Annotated in this window: 1 protein-coding gene; it reads right to left on the bottom strand. The window is 45.8% G+C overall.

Translation table 11 applies throughout. From position 1 onward, the window contains the following. Positions 1-251: alpha/beta hydrolase-fold protein (locus tag AAEY88_RS14655; RefSeq protein WP_350563561.1), on the bottom strand; the 251-nt coding region annotated here is incomplete at its 3' end. Between the last annotated feature and the right edge of the window lie 2 nt (positions 252-253).

Here is a 253-nt window from a genome sequence, read left to right as displayed (position 1 = left end):
CCTTCACCTCGAGGGCTGGTATCGGGTGCGACAATAGCCATGCCTAACTCTGCTGCTATGCGTTGTGCACCTGCTTTTTGCATAAAGTTTTCATCAGTACAGGTGAGCCCTGACAACCAATATAAAACCGGCACTTTTTGGCTTTCGGCTTGTGGCGGTAAGTAAATAGCAAACCGTATGGTGCAATTAAGCGTACTTGATTGATGACTGTATTGTTTATGCCAACCACCAAATGCTTTGGTACTGCTGATAC

Source organism: Psychrobacter sp. CAL346-MNA-CIBAN-0220, from assembly GCF_040309805.1.
GTDB lineage: Bacteria > Pseudomonadota > Gammaproteobacteria > Pseudomonadales > Moraxellaceae > Psychrobacter.
The sequence above is the reverse complement of the archived record's forward strand: the minus strand, read 5'-3'. Positions and strand labels throughout refer to the sequence as shown.